Genomic DNA, 25,234 nt, shown 5'->3' with positions numbered 1-25,234 from the left:
TCGGTGGTGCGGGAGCGACCGGTCGGTGGTGCGAAAGTGACTGCTCGTCAGTCGAGGGGCGAGGCGACGGCGCTGGAGGCGTCGGCGTAGGAGTGCTGGGAGCTGCTGGAGAAGAAGTTGATCCCGATGAAGTTGAACCACAGGGTCGCCAGGCCGACGAGGGCGATGATCGCGGCGTTGCGGCCCTTGAAGCCGGCCGTGGAGCGGGCGTGCAGGTAGGCGGCGTACACGACCCAGGTGATGAAGGCCCAGACCTCCTTGGGGTCCCAGTTCCAGTACGACGCCCACGCCTCGTGCGCCCAGATGGGCCCGGTGATGAGCACCGCGAAGGTCCACACCGGGAAGCCGAAGGCGTGCATGCGGTAGGAGACCCGGTCGAGGACGGCCGGGGCCGGCACCCGGGCCAGGTAGCCGGTGGTGCGCTCGGGGTGCTTGGCGGTGGCCCGCTCCTTGAGCAGGTAGAGCACCGAGGTGATGCCACCGAGCGTGAAGGCGCCGGTGGCGATCACGGCGGAGACGACGTGGATGACCAGCCAGGGCGAGTTCAGCGCCTCGGTCAGCGGCGAGACCGGGGCGTAGAGCCAGATCTCGGCGACCATCAGCAGCACGAGCACGGTGGAGACCACGATCGGGGCCATCCAGCCGAGGGCGAAGCGACGGCGGGTGGCCAGGTAGAGCGCCGCGACCACGAAGGTGCCCGACAGCGTGAACTCGTACATGTTGCCCCAGGGCACCCGGTTGGGGTCCGCGGCCATGCCGCGCGAGGCCAGTGCGACCAGGTGCACGCCGGCGCCCAGCCAGGTCAGCAGCAGCCCGAGCCGGCCGGCCATCAGCACCCGCCGCTCGTGGGTGTCGTCGGCGCCCGAGGCGTCGGGGCCGGCCTCGTCGAGGGCGAGGTCTCCCCCGGCGCCCGCCGAGACGCGCGCGACCTCGGCCGAGGCCGGGACCTTGCGCAGCAGGCTCCACTCCACCAGGTGCGACAGCATCGCCAGGAAGTAGACGGCACCGGCGGCGGCGACGGCCTGCTGGCTCAACGCCTCCCAGGACGGGTCGGTCATGACTGCTCCTTCTGCGCTGCGGGACGCAACGCCTCCACGATATCGGCGAGCACCAGCGCGACGTCCCCGCCACCCGAGCGGTCGAGGGCGGCCAGCTCGACGACGGTGCGCCCGTCCTCGCGGCGCGCCCGCACCCAGACCCGGCGGGGCCGGATGAAAAGGCTGCCGAGCAGCCCGACGAGGGCCGCCACGACCCCGACGAGGGCCACCACCTTGCCGGGGCTCTGGCTGACCTGCACCCGCACCCACGGCTGCACGCCCTCGAAGGTGATGCTGCCCAGGCCGTCGGGCAGCTCCTGGGTCGCACCCGGCTGCAGGTCGACGCGCAGCGGGCTGCCGTCGGGCTGGGTCACCTGCTCGGCGTCGTCCTTCTCGAGGATGTAGACCGACTGCGAGCGCCCGCTGTCGAGGCCCAGGTCGCCGCGGTAGACGAGCATCGAGATCGCCGGGTTGAGGGTGTCGCCCATGACGTTGACCGGGTCGCCGCCGATGTTGACGAAGGTCGGGTAGAAGAGCCCCTCCAGGCCCAGCCCGTCGGGCTCGGCCGCCGGGGCCTTGACGACCCCGAAGGACAGGAAGCTCTGGTCCTGCGGCAGGAAGACCCGCGGCCCGCTGGCCACGACCTCGCCGCGCGCGTCGCGCACCGTGATCACCGGGGCGTAGCCGTGGCCGACGAGGAAGACCTCGGAGTCGCCGATCTGGAGCGGGTGGTTCACGCGCAGGTCGTAGTCCTGCTCGGGGGCGCCGGGCTCCTCGCGGTAGCGCAGCTGCGCCACGAAGTTGCGGGCCTGGCCCTGGGCGCGGCCCTCGGTGAGCCACTCGACCTCGAAGTCCTCGACGTCGAAGGAGAACGGCTCCATCTCGGCGGCCGAGAAGGCCGAGCCGGGCACGAAGTCGTCGTACTGGGTCAGGTTGTTGGAGAAGCCGTTGCCGACCAGCACGATCACGCCGCCCTTGTAGCCCAGCAGGCTGCCCATCGCGAAGCCCACCAGCACCACGATGATGGAGAGGTGGAAGACGAGGTTGCCGACCTCGCGCAGGTAGCCGCGCTCGCCGGAGACCGCCGCGGCGCCCGGCCCGTCGGCCTCCGCCGGCCGCAGCCGGTAGCGACGGCGGCGCAGCTCGGCGCGGGCCTGCTCGAGTACCTCCTCGACCCCCTCCTCGCTCTCGTACGACGCGTGGTCGGGCAGGCGGGCCAGGTTGCGCGGCGCGGTGGGCGGGACCGCGCGGATGTTGCGGGCGTAGACGAGGGTGCGCGGGATGATGCACCCGATGAGGCTGATCATCAGCAGCACGTAGATGGCCGCGAACCAGACCGAGCCGTAGACGTCGAAGAGGTCCAGCCACTCGTAGACCGGGGTGAGCCTGGGGTGGTCCTCGCGCCAGCGCGACGCGGCGAGCGCGTCGACGCCCTGCTGCGGCACCACCGAGCCGGGCACCGCGGCCAGGGCGAGCAGCAGCAGCAGGATGAGCGCGGTGCGCATCGAGGTCAGCTGGCGCCAGGCCCAGCGGCCCAGCTCGCGCGGGGTCAGCTCGCCGGCGCGCCGGCCGTCGGGGCGGGGGTCGCCACCGGAGCCCGCCCCGGTGGCCGCGTCGAGGTCGGTGCCGGTCATATCGCCACCTCGAAGTCGGAGACCAGCTCGCCCTGCAGCCAGGTGACCGCGTAGTCCCACCAGCCGGTGACCAGCAGCACGCCGACGGCGACCATCATCAGTCCGCCGGCGCGGGTCACCCAGACCTGGTGGCGGCGCACCCAGGCGAAGGCGCCCAGCGCGCGGCGCCACAGCAGCCCGGCCAGCACGAACGGCACCCCGAGGCCCAGGGTGTAGAAGGCCAGCAGCAGCGCGGAGCGACCGGCGGTGCCCTCGCTGTAGCCCAGTCCGAGGATCACCCCCAGCGTCGGCCCGATGCAGGGCGTCCAGCCCAGGCCGAAGAGGAACCCGAGCACGGGCGCGGCGCCCAGCCCGACGGCCGGGACCCGGTGCACCCGCAGGTCGCGCTGCAGCCACGGCACCAGCCCGATGAACGCCAGGCCCAGCACGATGGTGAACAGGCCGAGCCAGAAGCTGAGCGTCGACTGGTTGAAGCGGATCCAGGTGCTGACCGACCCGGCCAGGGCGCCCAGGGTCACGAAGACGGCTCCGAAGCCGGCGACGAAGAGGACCGAGCCGGCCACCATCCGGCCGCGGCTGCCGCGCCCCTCGGCGATGTCGGCCCCCGAGAGCCCGGTGGCGTAGGAGAAGTAGCCGGGCAGCAGCGGCAGCACGCACGGGCTGAAGAACGAGACCAGCCCGGCCAGCACGGCCACCGGCACCGCCAGGGCCAGCGAGCCCGAGGAGGCGGTCTGCTGCAGCCAGTCGGTCACGAGGCGGACCCCCGGACCGACTCCTGGGCCGACTCGACGAGCGTGAGCAGCGTGGTCTTGGAGGGGATCTCGCCGCTGATCACCGAGGCGACCCTGCCCTCGGCGTCGAGCACCAGGGTCGAGGGCGTGGCCTTCGGGGAGGTGCGGCCGGGGAAGGCCAGCAGCGCCTGGCCGTCGGGGGCGTAGAGCGAGGGGTAGTCGACGCCGAGCCGGTCCTCGAAGACCTGGGCGTCGGCGGCGGAGTTGTCGCGGATGTTGATGCCCACGAAGGCGACGTCGTCGCCGGTCTCGGCGTCGGCCTCGGTGAGCATCGGCATCTCCTTGATGCACGGCCCGCAACCGCTCCACCACACGTTGACCACCACGACCTTGCCGCGCTGGTCGGCCAGGTCGTAGGTGCCGCCGTCGACGGTCTCGCCGGAGAGCTCGATCGGGCCCTCGCGGTCGCCGACCTCGTACTCCGCGACCTGACCGTCGCCGGGCACGTAGCCCGCGTCGTTGGTGCCGGCCAGCGACGAGCAGCCGGTGAGCAGCAGCAGCGCGGCCGCGAGTGCCGGGCGCAGCATCAAGGCCGGTCCTCCTCCGCCGCGCCGCCCGCCGAGAACGGCGCCGAGCGGTCGCCGGTCGGGATCAGGTCGCCCGCGGGCTCGGAGTAGGAGACCTGCGCGAGGCGCTCGCCGACGAAGTGCAGGGAGGTCAGCGAGCACAACGTGCACTGGCGCTTGCGTGGGTCGTGCAGGAAGGAGCGTCCCTCGGCCGCGAGCCGGGTCGTCCAGATCGGCAGCTGGTGGGAGACCACGACGGCCTCGTGGCCCTGCGCCTCGCGGCGCGCGTCGTGCACCGCGCTCATCATCCGCGCGACGACCTCCTTGTAGGGCTCGCCCCACGACGGCTTGAAGGGGTTCCACAGGTGCCGCCACGTCGCGGGCTTCTTCAGGGCGTTGCGGCCCGGCCCGAACTGCTCGCCCTCGAAGACGTTGGTCGACTCGATGACGCGCTCGTCGGTGACGATGTCGAGGCCCAGGGCCCTCGCCAGCGGCCGGCCGGTCTCCTGGGCCCGCTCGAGCGGCGAGGAGCGCAGGTGCACGATGTCGCGGTGCCCGATCTGCTCGGCGATCCGCTCGGCCATCCGGTGGCCGAGGTCGGAGAGGTGGAAGCCGTCGCGGCGGCCGTAGAGGACGCCGTCGGGGTTGTGCACCTCGCCGTGGCGCAGCAGGTGGACGATCGTGTCGGGGGTGCCGGTCATCGCACGGGCCTCTCGGTCGCGGCGGCCGCACGGGCGGCCTCGGGCAGGGCGTCGAGCACGGTCTGCACCGCGCGGTCGTCGTGGGCGGCGGAGAGGAACCACGCCTCGTACGCCGACGGCGGCAGGTAGACGCCGCGCTCGAGCATCGCGTGGAAGAAGGCGCCGTACGCCGCGGTGTCGGTGCGCGAGGCGTCGTCGAAGTCGCGCACGGGCCCCTCGCTGAAGAAGACCGAGAACATCGTGCCGGTCGACTGGATCGTGTGCGCGACCCCGGCGGCGCCGAGCGCGTCGGCGGTCGCGGCCTTGATGGTCTCGCCGGCCCGGGTCAGGTGGTCGTAGACGTCGGGGGTGGCCAGGCGCAGGGTGGCCAGGCCGGCGGTGGTGGCGACGGGGTTCCCCGAGAGCGTGCCGGCCTGGTAGACGGGCCCCTCCGGCGAGAGGTGGCCCATCACGTCGGCCCGGCCGCCGAAGGCCGCGGCGGGGAAGCCGCCGCCCATCACCTTGCCGAAGGTGACCAGGTCGGGGCGCCAGCCCTCGACGGCGCCGTCGAGGCCCCACTGGCCCTGCCGCGAGACACGGAAGCCGGTCATCACCTCGTCGCTGACGAACAGCGCGCCGTGGCGGGCGCAGGTCGCGGCCAGGAACTCGTTGAAGCCGGGCTCGGGCGGCACCACGCCCATGTTGCCGGCGGCCGCCTCGGTGACCAGGCAGGCGATCCGGTCGCCGTGCTCGGCGAAGACCGCCTCGACCGCGGCCCGGTCGTTGTAGGGCAGCACCAGGGTCAGCTCGGTCGACGACGCCGGCACGCCCGGGGTGCCGGGCACCGCGAAGGTGGCCAGGCCCGAGCCGGCCGAGGCCAGCAGCGCGTCGACGTGGCCGTGGTAGCAGCCGGCGAACTTCACCACGACGTCGCGGCCGGTGAAGCCGCGCGCCAGCCGGATCGCCGACATCGTCGCCTCGGTGCCGGAGGAGACGAAGCGGACCTTCTCGACCGAGGTGCGCTCGACGATCTCCTCGGCCAGCTCCACCTCCGGCTCGGTCGGGGTGCCGTACGACGTGCCGCGCGCGACCGCCGCCTGCACCGCCTCGAGCACCTCGGGGTGGGCGTGGCCCAGCAGCATCGGGCCCCACGAGCAGATCAGGTCGACGTAGGAGTTGCCGTCGACGTCGTGCAGCCACGCGCCCTGCGCGGAGCGGATGAAGCGTGGCGTGCCGCCCACGGCGTTGAACGCGCGCACCGGCGAGTTCACCCCGCCCGGGGTCACGCGGTGGGCCCGGCGGAACATCTCCGCCGAGGCGTCGGTCGTCACGTGCTGCTGGGCTGCGCTCACCCGGCCATTGTCCCCACCGCCGACAAGCGCGTCACGCCGGTGTCGGCCCGCCGCGCGGCCGGGTGGTCCAGCCCACGGCGCGGGCCCCGGACGTGGCCGGGTTTGGTGCCGCCGGCCGGGGGGCACCGTCAGGGGTGTGGGCGGCCCGCCGTCCGCGGCCCGGGCTCCGGTGAACGGCTGAGACCGTAACGTCGGTATGGGAGGATCGTTAGGTCGGTCACAGGTGCTTGAGGGAGCACGACCTACCAGCAGCGCCGGCGCAGACCAGCCGGCAGGACCACAAGGGGAGACGACGCGATGCCCGCACAGCGAACAGGCCGGTTGCAGAGGACGACGGCCCTGGTGCCGCTGGGCCTGCTCTCGGCCGCGGTCACCGCCAGCCTGGTCGGGGCCTCCCCCGCGACGATCAACGCCTCCGAGGAGGTCGTGGTCCCCACCGAGGTCTCCGCGCTGCCCGACGGCACCAGCGTGCCGACCGGGGCGATCGAGGCCCCCGCGAGCGTGTCCACCGGCGACGTCGTCGCCGCCGGCCTGCGCGGCAAGAACGCCCAGCGCGTCGTGGCCACCGCCTCCAACTCCGACATCCCCTCCGCGGCGCTGGCCGCCTACCAGCGCGCCGAGACGGTCATCAACGAGGCCGACAAGTCCTGCAACGTGACCTGGCAGCTGATCGCGGCGATCGGCCGGGTCGAGTCCGACCACGGCCGCTACGGCGGCAACGTGCTCGACGACGACGGCGTGGCCCGTCCCGGCATCTACGGCATCGCCCTCAACGGCAAGCGCGGCACCGCGCTGATCCGCGACACCGACGCCGGCCAGTTCGACAAGGACACCACCTACGACCGGGCGATCGGCCCCATGCAGTTCATCCCCTCGACCTGGTCGGTCGTGGGCGTCGACGCCGACGGCGACGGCCAGCGCGACCCGCAGGACGTCGACGACGCCGCGCTCGGCACGGCCGTCTACCTGTGCTCGGGCGACGACGACCTGTCCACGACCGCGGGGCAGGAGACGGCGGTCTTCCGCTACAACAACTCCGACGAGTACGTCGACCTGGTGCTCTCGATCATGGACGCCTACATGTCCGGCGACTACACCTCGGTGCCCACCAACACCCTGGCCGCGGCCACCTTCGCCCCCGACCCGACGTACACGCCGCCGAAGCCCCCCAAGCCGACCAAGGCACCCCAGCCGAGCGGCTCGCAGCAGGGCACCGGCTCCGCGGCTCCGGCCCCGGCCCCGGCTCCCGAGCCGGCCCCCGAGCCGCAGCCCACCGCACCGGCGGGCCCGGTCGGCGGAGGCAACGGCGGCTCCGGCGGCGGCCTGGGCATCCCCGGCGCGCCGACGCCCACGCTGCCGGCGCTGCCCTCGACCAGCGTGTCGGTCGTCGACGAGGTGCTCAGCTACGCCCAGGCGGTGCTGCAGTGCACGCTCGACGGCTACGTCGACAACATCCTGAGCAGCACCGACCCGTTCGACAAGTGCGTGAACGGCTACATGGGCAAGTAGCCCGCCCCGACCGCGCTCGCGCCCGAGCGCTCAGGCGCGCAGCAGCCGGGCGGCCTCGGCCGCCCAGTAGGTCAGGATGACGTCGGCGCCGGCGCGGTGGATCGAGCCGAGCGTCTCGAGGATCGCGGCCTCGCGGTCGATCCAGCCGTTCGCGGCCGCGGCCTCGACCATGGCGTACTCGCCGGAGATGTTGTAGGCGGCCACTGGCACGTCGACGGCGTCGCGCACCCGGCGCACCACGTCGAGGTAGGCCAGGGCCGGCTTGACCATCACCACGTCGGCGCCCTCGGCGACGTCGAGCAGCGCCTCGCGCACGCCCTCCACCGCGTTGGCGGGGTCCTGCTGGTAGGTGCGCCGGTCGCCCTCGAGGCACGAGTCGACCGCCTCGCGGAACGGGCCGTAGAACGCCGAGGCGTACTTCGCGGAGTAGGCCAGGATCGAGACGTCGCTGTGCTCGGCGGCGTCGAGCGCCTCGCGCACCACCGCGACCTGGCCGTCCATCATCCCGCTGGGCCCGACCATGTCGACGCCGGCGTGGGCCTGCGCGCGCGCCATCTCGGCGTACGCCGCGAGCGTGCGGTCGTTGTCGACCCGGCCGTCGGGGGTCAGCAGGCCGCAGTGTCCGTGGTCGGTGAACTCGTCGAGGCACAGGTCGCTCATCACCGTCAGCGCGTCGCCGACCTCGCCCACGACGTCGGTGATGGCGAGGTTGAGGATGCCGGCGGGGTCGATGCCGGCCGAGCCGGTCGCGTCGCGGGTCTCGGGGATGCCGAAGAGCATCACCCCGCCCAGCCCGAGCTCGGCCGCCTCGGCGACCGCGGCGAGCAGGCTCGAGCGGGTGTGCTGCACGACCCCGGGCATGGAGGAGATCGGCTGCGGCTCGCTGAGCCCCTCGCGCACGAAGAGCGGCAGCACCAGCTGGCGCGGGGCCACCTGGGTCTCGGCGACCATCCGGCGCATGGCCGGGGTGGTGCGCAGCCGGCGGGGCCGCACGACCGGCCCGGCCACCGCGCCCTCGACTCCCTCGGTGCTCATCGTGGCTCCCCCGACCCGCTCAGGACCGCGAGGTCGCGCGGCGCCGGGCCGCGGGCTTGCGCTCGGAGGGCCTGGTGACCGGCTGGCCCTCCTCGAGCAGCGCGAGCCGGCGGGCGGCACCGAAGTCGGCGAGGGCGTCGACGAGCACCTCGACGTCGGGCTTGGGCGAGAGCACGTCGACGCGCAGGCCGTGCTCCTCGGCGGTCTTGGCCGTGGCCGGACCGATCACCGCGATCACGGTGGAGGGGTGCGGCTTGCCCGCGATCCCGACCAGGTTGCGCACGGTGGAGGAGGAGGTGAAGACGACCGCGTCGAACTTGCCCGACTTGATGGCGTCGCGCGTGGGCGCCGGCGGCGGGGTGGCGCGCACGGTGCGGTAGGCGGTGACGTCGTCGCACTCCCAGCCCAGGTCGACCAGGCCGGCGACCAGGTTCTCGGTCGCGATGTCGGCGCGCGGCAGGAAGACCCGGTTGATCGGGTCGAGCACGTCGTCGTACTCGGGCCAGTCGGCCAGCAGGCCGGCGGCGGACTGCTCGCCCGAGGGCACCAGGTCGGCGCGCAGGCCCCAGTCGGCGATGGCGCCGGCGGTCTTGTCGCCGACCGCGGCGATCTTGAGCCCCGAGAAGGCGCGGGCGTCGAGCCCGTACTCCTCGAACTTCTCGCGCACGGCCTTGACCGCGTTGACGGAGGTGAAGGCGATCCACTCGTAGCGGCCCTCGACGAGGCCGCGCACGGCCTTGTCCATCTGCTGGGGGTTGCGGGGCGGCTCGACGGAGATCGTGGGGACCTCCTCGGGCACCGCGCCGTAGCCGCGCAGGCGGGTGGTCAGCGGGCCGGCCTGGTCCTTGGTGCGCGGCACCAGCACCCGCCAGCCGAAGAGCGGCTTGGTCTCGAACCACGACAGGGTCTCGCGCAGGTCGACGACCTTGCCGACCACGACGACCGCCGGGGGCGCCATCCGGGCGGCGCGGGCGTCGGCGCCGATGTCGGCGAGCGTGGAGGTGACGGTGGCCTGCTCGGTGGTGGTGCCGACCCGGGTCATCGCGACCGGGGTGGCCGGCGAGCGGCCGGCCGAGACGAGCGCCTTGGCGATCTCGGCGACCTGGCCCACCCCGGAGAGCAGCACCAGGGTGCGGTCGTCGGCGTACCGGCTCCAGTCGACGGTGCCGTCGCAGGTCACGACCGCGACCTCGCGGTGGTCCTTGGTGGTCAGCGGGATGCCGGCGTACGCCGGGACGGCGCCGACCGAGGAGACGCCGGGCACGATCTCGAAGCCGAGGCCGGCCTTGGCGCACGCCTGGGCCTCCTCGGGCCCGGAGGCGTAGAGGAAGGGGTCGCCGGTCATCAGGCGGACCACGCGGCGGCCCTTCTTGGCGTGCTTGAGCACCACCTTGGCGCGCGCGGCGTGCGTCAGCGGCTGCCCGTCCTCGCCGAAGCCGCCGTCGACGACCTCGGGGGTGCCGGGTGCGGCCTCCGCGACGCCGGTCCCGAGAAGCCGGGAGACCAGCTCCACGTGCTCGGGCGACTCGGTGACGACCACCTCGGCCTGGCGCAGCAGCTCGACCGCGCGCAGGGTCATCAGGTCGGGGTCGCCGGGGCCGCTGCCGACGAACGACACCCAGCCGCGTGCTCGCTCGTTCGACTCGGTCGTGGTCTTGCCTCGCGTCATGCTTCTCGCACCTTGTCTGCTTCGGTGGTGGCTGCTGGACCTGGCTGGCCCAGCTGTCCTGCCCCGTCGGCGAGCATCTCTGCTCCCAACCGGGTCCCGACGCCCACGGCGTCGGCGGGGCTCCCGGTGGCGGACATCCGCACCGTGAGCGTCCCGTCGGGCGAGAGCGCCACGGCCCTCACCCAGAGCTCTTCGTCGTCCTCGCCCTCGACGACCTCCGCCAGCGCCCCGATGGGGGCCGAGCAGCCGCCCTCGAGCGTCGCCAGCACCGCCCGCTCGGCGTCGACGGCCGCGCGGGTCGGGGCGTCCTCGAGCACCGCGAGCTGGGCGGCGAGCTCGTCGCCGGCCCGGCACTCGACGGCGAGCGCACCCTGCCCGGGAGCGGGCAGCACCTGCAGCGGGTCGAGCACCTCGGTGACCTCCGCGAGCCGGTCGATGCGGGACAGGCCGGCCCGAGCCAGCACGACGGCGTCGTAGGCGCCGCTGCGGACCTTGCCGATCCGGGTGTCGACGTTGCCACGAACGCCCACCACCTCCAAACCGAGACCGAGGGCGTGCAGCTGGGCGGCGCGGCGCGGCGAGCCGGTGCCGACCACCGAGCCGGCCGGCAGCTCGCCCAGGGTCAGCCCGTCGCGGGCGACGACGACGTCGCGCGGGTCCTCGCGCAGCGGCACGGCCGCCACCACGATCCCCTCGGCCGGGTAGGTCGGCACGTCCTTGAGCGAGTGCACCGCCACGTCGACCTCGCCGCTCAGCAGCGCGTCGCGCAGCGCGCTGACGAAGACGCCCGTGGAGGAGGAGCCGACCAGCGAGGTGCCGGCGGCCTGGCTGCGGTCGCCGTCGGTGGTCACCTCGACCAGCACCGCCTCGCGGCCCAGCCGCTGGCGGATCATCTCGGCGACGTGGCCGGACTGGGTGGTGGCCAGCCTCGAGCGGCGGGTGCCCACCCGCACGGGCGGCAGGGCGGCGGGATCGACGGTGCTGTCGGCGGTGGGGTGCGTGGGACCGGTCATGAGGAGAGTCCCTCCGGCCTGGTCACGGCGGAGACCGCCTCGGGATCGAGCGCGAAGAGCTCGGCCAGCGCGGCGGCGTACGACACGGCGCCGGTCTCGTTGGCCAGCTCGCGCACCCGCACCGTCGGCTCGTGCAGCAGCTTGTCGGCGACGCGCCGCACGGTGTGCAGCACCTCGGCCCGCGCGGCCTGGTCGAGCTCGGGCAGCCGGCTCTCGAGGCGCGACATCTCGGCGTCGACGACGCCGGTGGCCATCGAGCGCAGCGCGACCACGGTCGGGGTCACGCTGGCCTGGCGCCGCGCGGTCAGGAAGGCGGCGACCTCCTCGGTGACGATGTCGCGTACCGCGCGCACCTCGGTGCCGGCCTCGGTGTCGTCGACCTCGCTGGCCAGCGCCGCGAGGTTGATCAGGGTGATGCCCTCGACCTCGGCGGCGGCCGGGTCGACGTCGTGGGGCAGGGCCAGGTCGATGATGGTGAGCGGGCGACCGCCCATCGTCTCCTCGAGCATCGCCGCCCCGACCTGGACGCCGGTGGCGCCGGTGCAGGTGACCAGCAGGTCGACCTCGCCGACCTCGTCGGCGAGGCGGGCCACGGGGGCCGTGCGGGCGCCGTACTCGCGGGCCAGCCGCTCGGCGCGCTCGGCGGTGCGGTTGAGCACGACGATGTCGGCGGCGCCGTGGCGGGCCAGGGTCGCGGTGGCGAGCCCGGCCATCGACCCGGCGCCGAGCACGGCGACGCGGCGACCGGCGACGTCGCCCAGGGTGCTGCTGGCGCGGCGCAGCGCGGAGGCGATCAGCGACGGGGCGGCCCGGTCGATGTCGGTCTCGGCGCGGGAGCGCTTCCCGACGCGCAGCGCCTGCTGGAAGAGGCTGTTGAGGGCCGGCCCGACCGTGCCGAGCTCCTGGCCCAGTCGCAGCGCCTCACGGGTCTGGCCCAGGATCTGGCCCTCCCCGACGGCCATCGAGTCCAGGCCCGCCGCGACCTGGAAGAGGTGTGAGACCGCGCCGTCGTCGTAGTGCACGTAGAGGTGCGGCAGCATCGCCTCGGTGCTCTCGCCGGCCCGCTCGACGAGCAGGGTCGAGAGCTCCTCCACCGAGCCGTGGAAGCGGTCGACGTCGGCGTAGATCTCCAGCCGGTTGCACGTCGAGATCACCGTGGCCTCGGTGACGTGGGCGGCGCCGGACGCCGCGCCCACCAGCTTGGCGACGCTGTCGTCGTCGGTGCCGGCGACGCGCTCGAGCAGGGAGACGGGGGCGGAGTTGTGGGAGAGCCCCACGACCAGGACGCTCATGCGGGCCTTCCTTCCAGCGCCCCGTCGACGGGACGCTCGACGGCCGCAGCACCCAGCGCCTTGCGCTGCTCGTGGTAGGCGAGGATCTGCAGCTCGATGGACAGGTCGACCTTGCGCACGTCGACCCCGGGGGGCACGGCGAGCACGGTCGGGGCGAAGTTGAGGATGCTGCGGATGCCGGCGGCCACCATGTGGTCGGCGACGTCCTGGGCCGCGGGGGCGGGGGTGGAGATCACGCCGATCGCGACGCCGTGCTCGTGCACGATCGCCTCGAGGTCGGAGAAGGGGCGCACGTCGACGCCGGCCACGACCTCCTGGTGACGGCGGGGGTCGGCGTCGAGCAGGGCCACCACCCGGAAGCCGCGGCTGCGGAAGCCGGAGAAGTTGGCCAGCGCGTGCCCGAGGTTGCCGATGCCGACGATGACCACGGGCCAGTCCTGGGTCACGCCGATCTCGCGCGCGATCTGGTAGCGCAGGTACTCCACGTCGTAGCCGACCCCGCGGGTGCCGTAGCTGCCGAGGTGGGAGAGGTCCTTGCGCAGCATGGCGCTGTTGACCCCGGCCGCGGTGGCCAGGTGCTCGCTGGAGCAGGTGGCGGTGCCGGCCTCGGAGAGCGCGGTGAGGGCTCGCAGGTAGACCGGCAGCCGCGCGACGGTCGCCTCGGGGATGTCCCGCGACGCCTCGGAGGGGGTCCGTTCGGTCACTTCAGTGCTCTCCATGCCCAGCCGCGGGACGGGGACCGAGGGGCCCCGGATCGTCCGAGCGACCTCGCCACTGTAGGAGTTTGTGAACGCGAGAACAAACCGAGCGGGGACCGGTCCGGCAGGTGGGCTAGCACATGTGAGAACCCCCACCCCCACCGGCCCCGCCGGACCTCCGCGGCCCGGTCACCGAGGGGCCGCGAGCGCCGCTCCGGGCTGCTCCGGACTGGTCCGGACTGGTCAGGCGCCCAGTGCCCGGCGCAGCCGCACCGGGTCGACGCGCCAGTAGTCGTGCTGGCGGCCGTCGACGAGGGTCACCGGGATCTCCTCGCCGTAGCGACGGGCCAGCTCGGGGTCGTCGTCGATCGAGAGCTCGTCGTAGCGCTCGCCCAGCTCGGCGCAGACCGCCTCCACGACCGCGCGTGCGTCGTCGCACAGGTGGCAGCCGGGCCGGGTGAGCAGCCGCACCCGCGGGTCGGTGGCGCTCACGAGAGCAGCTCCACCGTGCGCCGGCGCTCCTGGGCGCGCAGCGTGCCCTTGCGGACCTTGCCGGTCACCGTCACCGGCAGCGAGTCGACGACCTCGACGCGGCTGGGCACCTTGAACCGGGCCAGGCGCTCGGCGCAGTGCTCCCGCACCTCGGCGACGACCTCGTCGCGCTCGGCGCCCGGGGCGACCACGAAGGCCAGCACCGCCTCGCCGGTCTCGTCGTCGCCGACCCCGATCACGGCCGCCTCGCGCACCGCGGCGACCTCGCGCACGACGTCCTCCACCTCGCTGGGGTAGACGTTGAAGCCCGAGACGATGACCAGCTCCTTGACCCGGTCGACCAGGAAGAGCTCGCCGCGCGGGTCGAGGAGGCCGACGTCGCCGGTCGAGAACCAGCCCTCGGCGTCGGGGCCGTCGGACCCGTCGGGCCAGTAGCCGCTGAAGACGTTGGCGCCGCGCACCTGGATCTCGCCCGGGTCCCCCGGCTCGGGCGCCCGGCCCGACTCGTCGACCAGGCGCACCTCGATGCCGGGCAGCACGCTGCCGACCGAGCCCGGGGTCGGCGCGGCCGGCTCGCCGGGGTCGCCGGGGCCCGCCACGCACAGGGTGCTGGTCACGACCGGCGCCGCCTCGGTCAGCCCGTAGCCCTGGTGCACGACCAGGCCGGTGGCGGCGCTGAAGCGGGCGACCGAGACCGGGTCGAGCGGGGCGGAGCCCGACAGGATCAGCCGCACCGGGCCGAGCCGCTCGGCCAGGGCCTCCTCGTCGCGCCAGTGCCGGAAGACCGGGGGCGCCACCGGCAGCACGCTGCACGCCTCGTCGTCGACGACGTCGAGGATGGTCTCGGGGTCGTACTCGCGCACCAGCACCAGCTTGGCGCGGTGGCGCAGGGCGCTGCCGAGCACGGCGTTGAGCCCGTAGACGTGGAAGAGCGGCAGCACCCCGAGCACCACGTCGTCGCCGTGCATCATCGGCGGCCGGACCGCGCCCACCTGGTCGATGTTGGCCAGCAGGGCCCGGTGGCTGAGCATCGCCGCGCGCGGGTGCCCGGAGGTGCCCGAGGTGTAGAGCAGCACGGCCAGCCGCTCGCGGTCGCGCACCCGGGGCACCTCGACCGGGGTCGCGTCGGCGCGCAGCGCCGAGAAGGCCCACTCCCCCGGCCCCGGCTCGGAGCCGACCACCACGACGCGCGGCTCGGCCGCCCGCGCCAGCAGCTCGGGCGGCAGGTCCTCGCCCGCGTCGCCCGCGTCACCCGCGGCGCGAGCGGCCGCGAGGTCGGTGACCGCGCGGCGTACGACGTCGAGGGCGGCGGGCCCGGCCACCACGAGGCGGCTGCCGGAGTCGGCCAGCATCCGCGTGAGCTCACCGGGCGTGGAGCGCGGGTTCACCGGCACGGCCACGGCGTGGACCCGCAGCACGGCGAGGTAGGTGGTGACGAACTCGATCGTGTTCTCGAGCGCCAGCACGACGCGGTAGCCGGCGACCACCCCTGCCTCGGAGAGGCCGTGGGCCAGCCGCGCCACCTCGTCCTCGAGCTCGGCCCAGGTCACGCTGCGGCCGTCGGCCTCGACCAGGGCGAGCTTGTCGGGCGACTCGGCCGCCGCGGCGACGACGAGGTCGCTGAGGTCCTCGGGCTGCGGTGCGACCTGGTCGACGTCGTCGTCGGGACGCCCCCGCGTGCTGCCGTGGTCCATCAGGCGATGCTCCCACATCGTCGCCGCCACGACAGGCGGCCCGGGGAACCCGCGGAACCCGCGGAACCCGGGGCCGGGCCCGGCCCACGGGCCGCGGCCGGTCCCCTGGGACCCGGGGCCACGATCTCCTAGGGTGGCGGCGTGACCCCGCCCGCCGAGCGCCGGACCCTGCCGAACCTCCAGCAACGCTCCACGCTGGCGGGCGAGGCGGCCGCGGCCGCAGCCGAGGTCGAGACGGCGCTGGTCACCCCCAGCGACCCCACCTCGGCGGCCTTCTTCGACGTCGACAACACGATCATGCAGGGCGCGAGCATCTTCCACCTGGCCCGCGGCCTGCACCGGCGCAAGTTCTTCACCACCCGCGAGATCGCCGGCGCCGCCTGGAAGCAGGCCTACTTCCGGGTCGTGGGGGTCGAGGACCCCGAGCACGTCGCCGACGCCCGCTCCTCGGCGCTGGGCTTCATCGCCGGGCACACCGTCGCCGAGCTGCAGGAGCTCACCGAGGAGATCTTCGACGAGGCGATGGCCCACCGGATCTGGCCCGGCACCCGGGCACAGGCCCAGCTGCACCTCGACCAGGGCCAGCGGGTCTGGCTGGTCACCGCCGCGCCCATCGAGATCGCCCAGGTCATCGCCCGGCGGCTCGGGCTCACCGGCGCGATGGGCACCGTGGCCGAGCACGACGCCGGCGTCTACACCGGCCGCCTGGTGGGCGACATGCTGCACGGCCCCGCGAAGGCCGAGGCGGTGCGCGCCCTGGCCGACCGCGAGGGGCTCGACCTGCAGGCCTGCTCGGCCTACTCCGACTCCTACAACGACCTGCCGATGCTGAGCATGGTCGGCGACCCCTGCGCCATCAACCCCGACTCCCGGCTGCGCGCCCACGCACGCGAGGCGGGCTGGCGGATCCGCGACTACCGCACCGGGCGCAAGGCCGCCCGCGCCGGGCTGGTGGTCGGGGCGGCGGCCGGGGCGCTCAGCGGCACCGTGGCGGCCGGTGTCGCGCTGCGCTCGCGCCGACGCTGACCGGGCGGCGTCCCGTCGACGCGGGTGGTCTGGACCGCTGCGGCCCGCGCCTCGGGCCGCTCCAGGAACTTCTTTCGGTATACGACTGTTCCTGTTCCCAGCGGCACCGATCCGTCGTACCCTCGAATCCGCTCTGGGAGAGAGCGTGCATGGGAGGGTTCCGCAGATGGCGTGGCACGCCGACGAGGTGACGCACGGCTTCGCCGCCCTGCGCCGACTCGTCCTCCGCGCCCTCGACGACGCCACCGCCGCCACCTCCTCGCTCGGCCCGTCCCTCACGCCGGCCCTGGCCTCGGCCGCCACGCCGGGCGCGCCCCCCTCGCGGCTGCTCGACCTGCTGCTGCAGACGGTCTCCGACGACAGCCTGCACGCGGAGGTCGACGGGCCCGCCGGGCCGGCCACGCCCGGCGGCTACGACGACAGCGCCCTCGCGACGTCGTCGGAGGAGTCCGCGACCGACCGCCAGCGCCTGATCGCCCTGGTCGAGCTGGCCCGCAAGGGCGACGTGGACGCCTTCGGGCTGCTCTACGACCACTACCAGGGCTCGGTCTACCGGTTCCTGTTCCACCGCACCCGCTCGGCGACGCTGGCCGAGGACCTCACGTCCGAGACCTTCTTCCGGGCGCTGCGCTCGATGCAGGGCTTCCGCTGGCAGGGCAAGGACTTCGGCGCCTGGCTGATGACGATCGCCCGCAACCTGGCCACCGACCACTTCAAGGCCGGGCGGACCCGCCTCGAGATGACCACCGAGGACATGGGCCAGCACGACGACGCCACCGAGGGGCCCGAGGCGGTGGTGCTGGCGGGGCTGACGAACGAGATCCTGCTCAAGGCGCTGACCGAGCTCCCCGACGAGCAGCGCGACTGCCTGGTGATGCGCTTCCTGCAGGGAATGAGCATCGCCGAGACGGCCGCCGTGCTGGGGCGCAGCGACGGGGCCATCAAGCAGCTGCAGCTGCGGGGGGTCCGCAACCTCGCCAAGCTGATGCCGGAGGGCCTGCGATGAGCGTCATGACGCCTGCGTCACAGCCCGTAACCAACCGTCGCGACCGGTCGTTGAGCCGGGTGTCGAGACGTCGCCCCGACGTCTCGCCGCTCCCTACCGACCACCGAGAAGGATCCCGCCGATGAGCCCCGTGTTCGCGGCACGACGACGTGCCGAGGAGTTCGACGCACTGGTCGAGGCCCGCGCCGCGGGCCGGCCGGTCGAGGACGCACGGTTCGACGACCTCCTCGACGTGGTGGGCGCCCTGCGCTCCAGCCCGCAGCCGCAGGCCCGCCCCGAGTTCGTGTCCGACCTGCGCCAGCAGCTGATGACCGCCGCGGCCGCCGAGCTGCGCCCCGCCGCGACGGCCTCGCCCGCGACCGCGGCCCGCCTGAGCGTGGCGCCCCAGCGCACCCGCCGTGACCGTCGGATCGCTGCCGCCGTCGGTGGCCTGGCCATCGTCGGCGCCTCGAGCACCATGGCGGTCGCCTCGCAGTCGGCACTGCCCGGCGACGTGCTCTACCCGCTCAAGCGCGCCATCGAGAACGTCGCCACCGGCGTCAGCACCAGCGACGAGCGCCGCGGCGGGAGCCTGCTCTCCCACGCCGCCGGGCGCCTCGCCGAGGTCGACGCCCTCTCGCGCGACGAGGAGGGCCAGGACCTCGAGGCCATCGAGAGCACGCTGGTCAGCTTCACCGAGCAGGCCTCCGAGGCCAGCCAGGTCCTGCTCGGCGACTACGCCGAGACCGGCGACGAGACCACGATCGTGGAGCTGCAGGAGTTCACGGTCGACAGCATGGGCGTGCTCGAGGACCTCTCCGCGGTGCTGCCGGCTCCGGCCCAGGACGTCCTGGTCACCGCCGGCACGCTGCTCGCCGAGATCGACCAGACGACCCAGCAGCTCTGCCCCACGTGCTCCGGCTCCACGATCGGCCAGGTGCCCACCTTCCTGGTCAACGCCGCCGAGGCCCTGCTGGGCGACCTCGTCACGCCGCCCGCCGGCGACGACCGGGCCGCCACCGGGTCGCAGGACGGCTCCGGCAAGGCCGGCTCGGGCAAGAAGGGCGACGGTTCCGGTGCGGGCGGCGCGCCCTCGACCAGCACGCCTCCGGGCACCGTGACCCTGCCGACCCCCGGCGCGACGCCCACGCAGGGCGCCGGCGCGAGCGGGCCGTCCGGCTCCGATGGCTCGGGCAGCGGCCAGGGCCCGCTGTCGGGCCTCACCGAGAACCTGCCCGGCACCGGCACGCCCACCGGCAGCGGCGGCGGCAAGGGCGGCGGTGGCGCGGTCTCCGGCACGGTCGAGGACGTCGTCGAGGGCGTCACCGGACTCGTCGAGGGCCTCACCGACCCGCTGCTTCCCTGACCCCGGCGGCGCCGCGCCGGAGCACCCGCTCGCGCGAGCCGGCGCGGTGGTCCCCGCTCAGCGGAAGACGGACTCGCGCTGCCGCAGCAGCGTGTAGAGCGTCTGCTGGATCGTCTCGCGCACCTGGTCGGTGACGTTGAAGACGAGCATCGGGTCGTCGGCCGCGCCGTCCTCGAACTCGTCGGTGCGGATCGGCTCCCCGAACTCCAGCAGCCACTTCGACGGCAGGGGCACCAGCCCCAGCGGGCCCAGCAGCGGGAAGAGCGGGGTGATCGGGATGTAGGGCACCCCGAGCAGCCGCGCCAGCGAGGGCACGTTGCCGACCAGGGGGTAGATCTCCTCGGCGCCGACCACCGACAGCGGCACGATGGGCACCCCGGTGCGCAGCGCGGCCGAGACGAAGCCGCCGCGACCGAAGCGCTGCAGCTTGTAGCGCTCGGCGTACGGCTTGCCGATGCCCTTGAAGCCCTCGGGCCACACCCCGACGAGCTCACCGCCGCGCAGCATCCGCTCGGCGTCCTCCTGGCAGGCCAGGGTGGCGCCGCCCTTGCGGGCCAGGGCGTTGACCACGGGCACGCGGAAGACCAGGTCGGCACCGAGCGGGCGCAGGAAGCGCTCGGCGTGGTCGTGGATCGAGACCATGGTCATCAGCCCGTCGACGGGCACGGTGCCGGAGTGGTTGGAGACGACGAGCGCGCCGCCCTCGGCGGGGATGTTCTCGATCCCGCGGACCTCGATGCGGAACCACTTCTGCGCGATGGGACGCAGGGCGGCCATGAAGAAGCGCTGGGTGACCTCGGCGTCGAAGCCGTACTCGTCGACGACGTAGTCGCCGGTGACGCGGCGGCGCAGGAAGGCCAGGAACCGCGCCAGCTGGCCCTCCCACTCCTCGCCGAACAGCTCGCGCGCGGCGTGCTGGAAGGCCGAGAGCCAGTCCCCGACCGGGATGCCGGCCGAGGGGTGGCGCTCCTCGGTGGCGACCGGGGCCCGCGGCGGTGCCGGCCGGTCCTCGCCCTGCTGCTCGTGGCCCGAGCCCTCGGTGCGCTCGGCAGCCGGCTCGTCGCCCGGCGTCTCGGACGCGGTGGTGGTCTCGTCCTGCGGCGGCTGCTCGCCGGCCGGGTCCGTGCGGTCGGGCGTGAGGCGCTGGTCGTCGGCACCGGGCTTGGCGCCGGCGCGACGCCCCGGCCCCGCCAGGCCGCGGGCCGCCGAGGACGGCTGCGTGCCCGCGCCGCGACCGGGGCGGCCGCGGGTGCCGATGGGGATGATCTCGGCGTCACCCATGGTGACCTCCCGGGACTCGTCGCACGTCGTCGTCGACCGGGTGCAGCGCCTCGGGCCGGTCGGTGTCGCCCACCGGCTCGGGGAAGGCCGCGGCGAGGCCGTCGAGCAGCCGCTCGGCCCGCCCGCCCGTGCGCGGCAGGGTCGCGCTGAAGTCGCTGAGCGCCTCGGCGGTCGTGCGTGCCGGGTGGAACCCGAGCTCCTCGCGCATCCGCGTGGTGTCGACCCCGCGGCCGTAGGTCAGGAACGCGACCTGCTCGGGCGAGAAGTCGGCGACGCGGGCCGAGCGCAGCGCCGAGCCCAGCGAGCCGACCGCGAAGCCGGGCAGGGCCAGGGTCGGGCGGCGCAGCCGGCGCAGCGCCTGCGAGAGCATCAGGACGCCGTCGCCGGCGACGTTGAAGGTGCCGGCCACCTCGTGGGTGACCGCGTGGTGCAGGACCGCGAAGAGGTCGTCCTCGTGCAGCAGCTGCAGGCGCGGGTCGTAGCCGGCCACCGTGGGGACCACGGGCAGGCGCAGGTAGGAGGTCAGCGGGCTCTGCACGTGGGGGCCCACGACGTTGGCGCAGCGCAGCAGGGTGACCCGCACGTCGCCGCGTCGGCGCGCGAACCCGCGCACGTAGCCCTCGACCTCGGCGACGTCCTTGGCGTAGCCGACGCGCGGCGCGCGGCGCGGCTCCATGTCCTCGGTGAACATCGCCGGGTCGCGGCTGCTGGCGCCGTAGACGGTGGTGGTCGACTTGACCACCACGTCGCGCACGCCGGGCGCGCGCTGGCAGGCGGCGAGCAGCTGCATCGTCCCGATGACGTTGAGCTCCTTCATCGTGCCCCGCCCGCCGGCACTGCCGGGGGTGGCGATGACGCTCATGTGGACGACGGTGTCGACGTCCTCCTTCGCGATCACCTTCGCGATGACCGGGGTGCGGATGTCGGCACGCACGAACGACACCTCACCGATGTCGCCGCGCGGCGGGACCGCGTCGACGCCGATCACCCGGGTGACGCCGGGATCGGCGGCCAGGGCGCGCGCGAACCGACGCCCGAGGTCGCGTGAGACCCCGGTCACCAGGACGACCTTGCCCATGTGCGCGCCCGATCCTCGAGAAGTGTCGACGACGTGTTGGGTGGTGCGCCACCGGCGCGGGCCCCTGGCCCGCGCGGTGGCCCGCGACTACTTGCCGAGCTTGCGACGCTGGACGCGCGTCTTCTTCAGCAGCTTGCGGTGCTTCTTCTTGGCCATGCGCTTGCGCCGCTTCTTGATGACCGAACCCACAGGTTGTTCCTTTCCCAGCTGGTGGTCCCGCGCAGAGACGCGAGAGACCGGGACAGCCTACTGGGCCGGTGCCGGGCTGGGAGAATCGGCTCAGCCGGCGTCGTAGAAGGACTTGCGGATGTACTCGTTGGCGTCCTCCTCGCGCACCCGGAACGAGCGCCCGACCCGGACCGCGGGCAGGTCGCCGTTGTGCACGAGGCGGTAGACCGTCATCTTCGAGACCCGCATCATCGCGGCGACCTCGGCAACGGTCAGGAACTTGGCCTCGGAGATGTCTCCGGAGGAGCTGGTCACCATGAGCTTGCACCGACTTCCTGGGTGGCACGTCCGCCGGCTTCCCCGCCGGCGACTCCACGGCCACGCAGTGGTGAGAATAGGGCCTGGAGTGACTCGTGGGGAAGAGGCAATCGCAAGTGACTCGCCAGAACTCGGCGTGTCGGCTTGCAAATGACCCTTCTGGGCCATCTGGTCACCAGGGCTGGGGGTCGAGCCCGTGCAGCGGGAAGGCGGCCACGCGGGTGGCCTGGACGGCCCGGTCCAGCCAGGTGTCGGGGTCGTAGCCCAGCGCCCAGTCCCGGTACGCCGGCGTCACGCCGTCGGTCATCCTGCGGGGGGCCACCTGGCCCAGCAGCCGCTGCACGTGCTCCTGCCACGCGCCGGGCGTCGCGGTCTGCACGTCGAGCGGGGTGCCCGCGACGCAGGCCAGCAGGTGGGTCCACGAGCGCGGCACCACCGAGGCCAGCTCGTAGCCGCCGCCGCCGAGCGCCACCCAGCGACCGTCGGCGACCTCGTGGGCCAGGTCGTGCAGGGCCTCGTGGGCGGCGCGCTGCCCGTCGACCGACAGCATCAGGTGGGCCAGCGGGTCGTCGGCGTGGGAGTCGCAGCCGTGCTGGCTGACCAGCACCTGGGGGGCGAACTCCCGCAGCAGCGGCCCGACCACGGCGTGGAAGGCACGCAGCCACCCCCCGTCGGACGTGCCGGGCGGCAGCGCCACGTTGACGGCGCTGCCCTCGGCCCCCGCGCCGCCCAGGTCCTGGGGGAACCCGGTGCCGGGGAAGAGGACCTGCCCGGTCTCGTGCAGCGAGATCGTCAGCACCCGCGGGTCGTCCCAGAAGATCTTCTCGACCCCGTCACCGTGGTGGACGTCGATGTCGACGTAGGCCACCCGCTCGGCGCCCTGGTCGAGCAGGGTCCGGATGCCCACCGCGATGTCGTTGTAGACGCAGAACCCGCTGACCCGGTCGGGCATGGCGTGGTGCAGCCCCCCGGTGATGTTGGCCGAGTGCAGCGACTCGCCGCTCCAGACCTGCCGGCAGGCCTCCACCGTGGCACCCACGACGTGGGCGCCGGCCTCGTGCATGCCGGCGAAGACGGGGTTGTCGTCGGTACCCAGGCCCACGTCGAGCCGGGGCCGGACCCGCCGTCCGGCGTCCTGGACCGCCTCGAGGAGGGCCGGCTCGTGGACCGTGGCCAGCAGGTCGTCGGAGGCGATCGGCGCCGGCACCTGCCGCAGGCCACCGGGGCCGGCCACGACGCCGAGCTCCTGGGCCAGGCGCATCGTCAGGTCCACCCGCACCGGCGACATCGGGTGGCCCACGCCGAAGTCGTACTCCGTGAGGCGGGGGTCGAAGACGACGGTCGAGGGTCCGGAGCAGGCGAGCACGGGCCCGACGCTACCGCCGCAGGTGACGCCGGCCACTCCCGACGCTAGCCTGCTCACGTGCTGGTCACCACCCCGAGCCCCGCCCCGAGCCCGTCCGCGGGCCCGGCGTCGTGCTCGCAGTGGTGGGCCGCCTGACGGCGGACCACCGATCGAGCGCACCTTCCTCATCCCACGGCCGCCCACGGGCGGCCGTTCGTCTTCTGCGGACCAGCCACGCGTGGGCACGCACCCACCAGGAGACGACATGTCCACCCAGCCCACCACCGCCACCGGCCCCCGCCGGCTCTCGCTCGTCACCCCGAGCGGGCGCCCCACCCTCGGCAACCTGCTCGGCGCGCTGCGCCCACTCGTCGCGGGCCAGGACGCCCACGACTGCTTCGTGGGGGTCAGCGACCTGCACGCCCTCACCGACGGCCACGACCCCCGCCTGCTGCGCGAGCGCACCCGTGACCTGGCCGCGCTGCTCCTCGCGGCGGGGCTCGGACCCAGCACCCTCTTCGTGCAGAGCCGGGTGCCCGCCCACCGCCAGCTCGCCTACCTCCTCGAGTGCGTGGCCTCCAGCGGCGAGCTGGGGCGGATGATCCAGTTCAAGCAGCGCCGGCGCACCGACGGCTCGAGCCGGGCGGCGCTGCTGACCTACCCGGTGCTGATGGCCGCCGACATCCTGCTCTACCGGCCCACCCAGGTGCCGGTGGGCGACGACCAGCGCCAGCACGTCGAGCTGGCCCGCGACCTCGCGGTGCGCTTCAACCGCACCTACGGCGAGGTCTTCACCGTGCCCGAGATCGTGGTGGCACCCGCCGGCGCGCGGGTGATGGACCTGCAGCGGCCCACCGAGAAGATGAGCAAGTCGAGCACCGACCTCTCCGGGGTGGTCGGCCTGCTCGACCCGCCCGACGTGGTGCGGCGCAAGGTCGCCCGCGCGGTCACCGACAGCGACACCGGGCCGGGCGCGGTGCGCGCGGACCGGGCGGCCAAGCCCGGCGTCACCAACCTGCTCGACGTGCTCGTCGCCTGCGGGGGCTCCGCCGAGGGCATCAGCACCTACGGCGCGCTGAAGCGGGCGGTCGCCGACGCCGTCGTGGGGGTGCTCGAGCCGGTGCAGCGCCGCCACGCCGACCTGCTGGCCGACCCGGAGCGTCTCCGCGCGGCGTACGACGCCGGGGAGGCGCGCTGCCGCGAGGTCACCGCGCCGGTGCTGGCGGCCGCCGAGGCGGCGATGGGGCTGTGACCCGCCGCGGCGACCCCGGCCCAGGACGCGGCGGTCAGGTCGCGGCGATGAAGTCGGCCACCGCGTGGCCGAGCTCGGCGCCGGCGTCCTCCTGCAGGAAGTGCCCGGCGCGCTCGATCACCGGGTGCTCGACCTCGCGGGTGCCGGGCACCAGCTTCTTCATCAGCGGCGCCATCGCCCCCGTGATCGGGTCGGAGTCGGAGAACGCCACCAGGAACGGCTTCTCCCAGCGCCCCAGCGCCTCCCAGGCGGCCCGGTTGGCCTCGGTGGCCGGGTCGTCGGTGCTGGTCGGCACCAGGCCGGGCATCGCCCGCGGCCCGGCGACCATCTCCTGGGTGGGGAACGGGGCGTCGTACGCCGCGCGCACCTCGTCGCTGAGCCCGCGCACGCAGCCGGACTCCACGAAGCGGCCCACGTTGAGGTGGTCGGCGCCCTCGACCGCCTTGCGGAACTGCCACCAGATCTCGGGCATGTCGAAGTCGCCGGTGGGCATGCCGGTGTTGGCGGCCACGACGCGGGCGAAGCGGTCGGGGTTCTCGGCGACCAGGCGCAGCCCGATCAGCCCGCCCCAGTCCTGCCCGACCAGGGTGACGTCGCGCAGGTCGAGGTCGTCGACGACCAGCTCGCGCACCCACTCGACGTGGCGGGCGTAGCTGTGGTCCTCGGGCCGGGTCGGCTTGTCGGAGCGCCCGAAGCCGATCAGGTCGGGGGCGATGCAGCGCACGCCGGCGGCGGCCAGCACCCCGATCACGTGGCGGTAGAGGAAGGACCACGACGGCTCGCCGTGCAGCAGCAGCGCGACCGGGGCGTCGTCGAAGCCCTCGGCGGGCCCCACGTCGAGGTAGGCCATCCGCAGCGGCTCGCCGCCGTCGGGATCGGTGAGCTCGGCGTACGACGGCTGCCACGGGAAGTCGGGCAGGTCGGCGAAGCGGTCGTCGGGGGTGCGCAGGGTCTTCACGGGTGGCGCTCCATCTGGTCGGAGGGTCGGACGGCTTCGGGGCGGGGTCGGGGCA

General features: G+C 74.2%; 24 protein-coding genes. 5 read left to right on the top strand and 19 right to left on the bottom strand.

Annotated elements, in window-relative coordinates:
- Positions 1-47: 47 nt before the first annotated feature.
- From ccsB to hemL, 6 genes are read right to left on the bottom strand one after another with little or no spacing between them, the layout of a single operon-like run.
- On the bottom strand, positions 48-1,058 hold the full coding sequence (gene ccsB, locus ABKW28_RS14300; protein ID WP_193668055.1) for a c-type cytochrome biogenesis protein CcsB: 1,011 nt from the start codon (positions 1,056-1,058) through the stop codon (positions 48-50).
- A complete protein-coding gene (locus ABKW28_RS14295; protein WP_348610725.1) occupies positions 1,055-2,671 on the bottom strand; it encodes a cytochrome c biogenesis protein ResB in 1,617 nt (538 codons plus the stop codon). The genes ccsB and ABKW28_RS14295 overlap by 4 nt, the downstream gene beginning before the upstream one ends.
- Complete coding sequence (locus ABKW28_RS14290) at positions 2,668-3,423, bottom strand: cytochrome c biogenesis protein CcdA (RefSeq protein ID WP_341230444.1); 756 nt, start codon at positions 3,421-3,423, stop codon at positions 2,668-2,670. The genes ABKW28_RS14295 and ABKW28_RS14290 overlap by 4 nt, the downstream gene beginning before the upstream one ends.
- Complete coding sequence (locus ABKW28_RS14285) at positions 3,420-3,989, bottom strand: TlpA disulfide reductase family protein (protein ID WP_193668058.1); 570 nt, start codon at positions 3,987-3,989, stop codon at positions 3,420-3,422. Before ABKW28_RS14285 ends, ABKW28_RS14290 begins: the two co-directional genes overlap by 4 nt.
- The gene (locus ABKW28_RS14280; protein ID WP_348610722.1) at positions 3,989-4,669 is read right to left on the bottom strand and encodes a histidine phosphatase family protein; all 681 of its coding nucleotides are present in this window, start codon (positions 4,667-4,669) and stop codon (positions 3,989-3,991) included. Before ABKW28_RS14280 ends, ABKW28_RS14285 begins: the two co-directional genes overlap by 1 nt.
- A complete protein-coding gene (hemL, locus tag ABKW28_RS14275) occupies positions 4,666-5,979 on the bottom strand; it encodes a glutamate-1-semialdehyde 2,1-aminomutase (protein ID WP_348610766.1) in 1,314 nt (437 codons plus the stop codon). Before hemL ends, ABKW28_RS14280 begins: the two co-directional genes overlap by 4 nt.
- Before the next feature lie 342 nt (positions 5,980-6,321).
- On the opposite strand from hemL, the gene ABKW28_RS14270 reads away from it, so the two are divergent.
- The gene (locus ABKW28_RS14270) at positions 6,322-7,509 is read left to right on the top strand and encodes a lytic murein transglycosylase (RefSeq protein ID WP_348610719.1); all 1,188 of its coding nucleotides are present in this window, start codon (positions 6,322-6,324) and stop codon (positions 7,507-7,509) included.
- 30 nt (positions 7,510-7,539) lie between these two features.
- Here the strand turns inward: ABKW28_RS14270 and hemB are convergent, their stop codons facing one another.
- The 7 genes from hemB to ABKW28_RS14235 all read right to left on the bottom strand — a co-directional run bounded on the left by hemB (position 7,540) and on the right by ABKW28_RS14235 (position 15,402).
- Positions 7,540-8,544: a porphobilinogen synthase gene (gene hemB, locus ABKW28_RS14265; RefSeq protein ID WP_204797236.1), complete on the bottom strand. Its 1,005-nt coding sequence runs from the start codon at positions 8,542-8,544 to the stop codon at positions 7,540-7,542.
- Positions 8,545-8,563: 19 nt separating this feature from the next.
- Positions 8,564-10,213, bottom strand: a complete 1,650-nt coding sequence (locus tag ABKW28_RS14260) for a uroporphyrinogen-III synthase (RefSeq protein ID WP_193668062.1) — start codon at positions 10,211-10,213, stop codon at positions 8,564-8,566.
- Positions 10,210-11,226 carry a hydroxymethylbilane synthase gene (gene hemC / locus ABKW28_RS14255; protein WP_193668063.1) on the bottom strand — a complete coding sequence of 339 codons (1,017 nt, stop codon included), beginning with the start codon at positions 11,224-11,226 and terminating at the stop codon, positions 10,210-10,212. Before hemC ends, ABKW28_RS14260 begins: the two co-directional genes overlap by 4 nt.
- Positions 11,223-12,518, bottom strand: coding sequence for a glutamyl-tRNA reductase (locus ABKW28_RS14250; protein WP_193668064.1), 1,296 nt, complete (start codon positions 12,516-12,518; stop codon positions 11,223-11,225). Before ABKW28_RS14250 ends, hemC begins: the two co-directional genes overlap by 4 nt.
- A complete protein-coding gene (locus ABKW28_RS14245) occupies positions 12,515-13,237 on the bottom strand; it encodes a redox-sensing transcriptional repressor Rex (RefSeq protein WP_193668065.1) in 723 nt (240 codons plus the stop codon). Before ABKW28_RS14245 ends, ABKW28_RS14250 begins: the two co-directional genes overlap by 4 nt.
- 222 nt (positions 13,238-13,459) lie before the next feature.
- On the bottom strand, positions 13,460-13,708 hold the full coding sequence (locus ABKW28_RS14240) for a glutaredoxin family protein (RefSeq protein WP_193668066.1): 249 nt from the start codon (positions 13,706-13,708) through the stop codon (positions 13,460-13,462).
- Positions 13,705-15,402, bottom strand: coding sequence for a class I adenylate-forming enzyme family protein (locus ABKW28_RS14235; RefSeq protein ID WP_348610716.1), 1,698 nt, complete (start codon positions 15,400-15,402; stop codon positions 13,705-13,707). Before ABKW28_RS14235 ends, ABKW28_RS14240 begins: the two co-directional genes overlap by 4 nt.
- A 141-nt stretch (positions 15,403-15,543) precedes the next feature.
- Between ABKW28_RS14235 and ABKW28_RS14230 the strand changes: the two genes are divergently transcribed.
- The 3 genes from ABKW28_RS14230 to ABKW28_RS14220 all read left to right on the top strand — a co-directional run bounded on the left by ABKW28_RS14230 (position 15,544) and on the right by ABKW28_RS14220 (position 18,779).
- Positions 15,544-16,428 carry an HAD-IB family hydrolase gene (locus tag ABKW28_RS14230; RefSeq protein ID WP_193668068.1) on the top strand — a complete coding sequence of 295 codons (885 nt, stop codon included), beginning with the start codon at positions 15,544-15,546 and terminating at the stop codon, positions 16,426-16,428.
- Between the two features lie 166 nt (positions 16,429-16,594).
- Positions 16,595-17,434 (top strand): sigma-70 family RNA polymerase sigma factor, encoded by an 840-nt coding sequence (locus ABKW28_RS14225; protein ID WP_193668069.1) that lies wholly within the window; start codon positions 16,595-16,597, stop codon positions 17,432-17,434.
- 121 nt (positions 17,435-17,555) lie between these two features.
- Positions 17,556-18,779, top strand: coding sequence for a DUF5667 domain-containing protein (locus ABKW28_RS14220; RefSeq protein WP_348610713.1), 1,224 nt, complete (start codon positions 17,556-17,558; stop codon positions 18,777-18,779).
- 57 nt (positions 18,780-18,836) lie between these two features.
- Here the strand turns inward: ABKW28_RS14220 and ABKW28_RS14215 are convergent, their stop codons facing one another.
- The 5 genes from ABKW28_RS14215 to ABKW28_RS14195 all read right to left on the bottom strand — a co-directional run bounded on the left by ABKW28_RS14215 (position 18,837) and on the right by ABKW28_RS14195 (position 22,990).
- A complete protein-coding gene (locus ABKW28_RS14215) occupies positions 18,837-20,060 on the bottom strand; it encodes a lysophospholipid acyltransferase family protein (protein WP_193668071.1) in 1,224 nt (407 codons plus the stop codon).
- A complete protein-coding gene (locus ABKW28_RS14210) occupies positions 20,053-21,138 on the bottom strand; it encodes an NAD-dependent epimerase/dehydratase family protein (protein ID WP_348610710.1) in 1,086 nt (361 codons plus the stop codon). Before ABKW28_RS14210 ends, ABKW28_RS14215 begins: the two co-directional genes overlap by 8 nt.
- Before the next feature lie 87 nt (positions 21,139-21,225).
- Positions 21,226-21,327 carry an AURKAIP1/COX24 domain-containing protein gene (locus tag ABKW28_RS14205; protein ID WP_008356322.1) on the bottom strand — a complete coding sequence of 34 codons (102 nt, stop codon included), beginning with the start codon at positions 21,325-21,327 and terminating at the stop codon, positions 21,226-21,228.
- Between the two features lie 90 nt (positions 21,328-21,417).
- Entirely contained in the window at positions 21,418-21,624 is a 207-nt protein-coding gene (locus tag ABKW28_RS14200) for a helix-turn-helix domain-containing protein (RefSeq protein ID WP_193668073.1), read from the bottom strand.
- A gap of 172 nt (positions 21,625-21,796) precedes the next feature.
- Positions 21,797-22,990 (bottom strand): acetoin utilization protein AcuC, encoded by a 1,194-nt coding sequence (locus tag ABKW28_RS14195; RefSeq protein WP_348610707.1) that lies wholly within the window; start codon positions 22,988-22,990, stop codon positions 21,797-21,799.
- Between the two features lie 244 nt (positions 22,991-23,234).
- On the opposite strand from ABKW28_RS14195, the gene trpS reads away from it, so the two are divergent.
- Positions 23,235-24,221 carry a tryptophan--tRNA ligase gene (gene trpS, locus ABKW28_RS14190; protein WP_348610704.1) on the top strand — a complete coding sequence of 329 codons (987 nt, stop codon included), beginning with the start codon at positions 23,235-23,237 and terminating at the stop codon, positions 24,219-24,221.
- Positions 24,222-24,255: 34 nt separating this feature from the next.
- Here trpS and ABKW28_RS14185 read toward each other — a convergent pair whose 3' ends face one another.
- The gene (locus ABKW28_RS14185) at positions 24,256-25,179 is read right to left on the bottom strand and encodes a haloalkane dehalogenase (protein WP_348610701.1); all 924 of its coding nucleotides are present in this window, start codon (positions 25,177-25,179) and stop codon (positions 24,256-24,258) included.
- Positions 25,180-25,234: the final 55 nt, after the last annotated feature.

The sequence above is a fragment of the Nocardioides sp. 31GB23 genome, from assembly GCF_040012395.1.
Classification (GTDB): Bacteria; Actinomycetota; Actinomycetes; order Propionibacteriales; family Nocardioidaceae; genus Nocardioides; species Nocardioides salarius.
The sequence above is the reverse complement of the archived record's forward strand: the minus strand, read 5'-3'. Positions and strand labels throughout refer to the sequence as shown.

What these genes read in the sequence shown, in the direction of transcription:
- ccsB (WP_193668055.1), bottom strand. Translation starts at nt 1,058, where the DNA reads ATGACCGACCCGTCCTGGGAGGCGTTGAGCCAGCAGGCCGTCGCCGCC.
- ABKW28_RS14295 (WP_348610725.1), bottom strand. Translation starts at nt 2,671, where the DNA reads ATGACCGGCACCGACCTCGACGCGGCCACCGGGGCGGGCTCCGGTGGC.
- ABKW28_RS14285 (WP_193668058.1), bottom strand. Translation starts at nt 3,989, where the DNA reads ATGCTGCGCCCGGCACTCGCGGCCGCGCTGCTGCTGCTCACCGGCTGC.
- ABKW28_RS14280 (WP_348610722.1), bottom strand. Translation starts at nt 4,669, where the DNA reads ATGACCGGCACCCCCGACACGATCGTCCACCTGCTGCGCCACGGCGAG.
- hemB (WP_204797236.1), bottom strand. Translation starts at nt 8,544, where the DNA reads ATGAGCACCGAGGGAGTCGAGGGCGCGGTGGCCGGGCCGGTCGTGCGG.
- ABKW28_RS14260 (WP_193668062.1), bottom strand. Translation starts at nt 10,213, where the DNA reads ATGACGCGAGGCAAGACCACGACCGAGTCGAACGAGCGAGCACGCGGC.
- hemC (WP_193668063.1), bottom strand. Translation starts at nt 11,226, where the DNA reads ATGACCGGTCCCACGCACCCCACCGCCGACAGCACCGTCGATCCCGCC.
- ABKW28_RS14250 (WP_193668064.1), bottom strand. Translation starts at nt 12,518, where the DNA reads ATGAGCGTCCTGGTCGTGGGGCTCTCCCACAACTCCGCCCCCGTCTCC.
- ABKW28_RS14245 (WP_193668065.1), bottom strand. Translation starts at nt 13,237, where the DNA reads ATGGAGAGCACTGAAGTGACCGAACGGACCCCCTCCGAGGCGTCGCGG.
- ABKW28_RS14235 (WP_348610716.1), bottom strand. Translation starts at nt 15,402, where the DNA reads ATGGACCACGGCAGCACGCGGGGGCGTCCCGACGACGACGTCGACCAG.
- ABKW28_RS14225 (WP_193668069.1), top strand. Translation starts at nt 16,595, where the DNA reads ATGGCGTGGCACGCCGACGAGGTGACGCACGGCTTCGCCGCCCTGCGC.
- ABKW28_RS14220 (WP_348610713.1), top strand. Translation starts at nt 17,556, where the DNA reads ATGAGCCCCGTGTTCGCGGCACGACGACGTGCCGAGGAGTTCGACGCA.
- ABKW28_RS14215 (WP_193668071.1), bottom strand. Translation starts at nt 20,060, where the DNA reads ATGGGTGACGCCGAGATCATCCCCATCGGCACCCGCGGCCGCCCCGGT.
- ABKW28_RS14210 (WP_348610710.1), bottom strand. Translation starts at nt 21,138, where the DNA reads ATGGGCAAGGTCGTCCTGGTGACCGGGGTCTCACGCGACCTCGGGCGT.
- ABKW28_RS14200 (WP_193668073.1), bottom strand. Translation starts at nt 21,624, where the DNA reads ATGGTGACCAGCTCCTCCGGAGACATCTCCGAGGCCAAGTTCCTGACC.
- trpS (WP_348610704.1), top strand. Translation starts at nt 23,235, where the DNA reads ATGTCCACCCAGCCCACCACCGCCACCGGCCCCCGCCGGCTCTCGCTC.